1 protein-coding gene is annotated in these 820 nt (G+C 52.3%); it reads right to left on the bottom strand.

Annotated elements, in window-relative coordinates; translation table 11 throughout:
- Positions 1–52: 52 nt before the first annotated feature.
- Positions 53–757: an IS6-like element IS26 family transposase gene (locus tag OKC40_RS22685; RefSeq protein ID WP_001067834.1), complete on the bottom strand. Its 705-nt coding sequence runs from the start codon at positions 755–757 to the stop codon at positions 53–55.
- Positions 758–820: the final 63 nt, after the last annotated feature.

The raw sequence follows: 820 nt of genomic DNA, 5'->3' as shown, positions 1-820 counted from the left end.
GGCACTGTTGCAAAGTTAGCGATGAGGCAGCCTTTTGTCTTATTCAAAGGCCTTACATTTCAAAAACTCTGCTTACCAGGCGCATTTCGCCCAGGGGATCACCATAATAAAATGCTGAGGCCTGGCCTTTGCGTAGTGCACGCATCACCTCAATACCTTTGATGGTGGCGTAAGCCGTCTTCATGGATTTAAATCCCAGCGTGGCGCCGATTATCCGTTTCAGTTTGCCATGATCGCATTCAATCACGTTGTTCCGGTACTTAATCTGTCGGTGTTCAACGTCAGACGGGCACCGGCCTTCGCGTTTGAGCAGAGCAAGCGCGCGACCATAGGCGGGCGCTTTATCCGTGTTGATGAATCGCGGGATCTGCCACTTCTTCACGTTGTTGAGGATTTTACCCAGAAACCGGTATGCAGCTTTGCTGTTACGACGGGAGGAGATATAAAAATCGACAGTGCGGCCCCGGCTGTCGACGGCCCGGTACAGATACGCCCAGCGGCCATTGACCTTCACGTAGGTTTCATCCATGTGCCACGGGCAAAGATCGGAAGGGTTACGCCAGTACCAGCGCAGCCGTTTTTCCATTTCAGGCGCATAACGCTGAACCCAGCGGTAAATCGTGGAGTGATCGACATTCACTCCGCGTTCAGCCAGCATCTCCTGCAGCTCACGGTAACTGATGCCGTATTTGCAGTACCAGCGTACGGCCCACAGAATGATGTCACGCTGAAAATGCCGGCCTTTGAATGGGTTCATGTGCAGCTCCATCAGCAAAAGGGGATGATAAGTTTATCACCACCGACTATTTGCAACAGTGCC

It is taken from the genome of Aeromonas sp. QDB11 (assembly GCF_027705265.1).
GTDB classification, from domain to species: Bacteria; Pseudomonadota; Gammaproteobacteria; order Enterobacterales; family Aeromonadaceae; genus Aeromonas; species Aeromonas allosaccharophila.
This window is presented reverse-complemented; position numbering and strand designations above follow the sequence as displayed.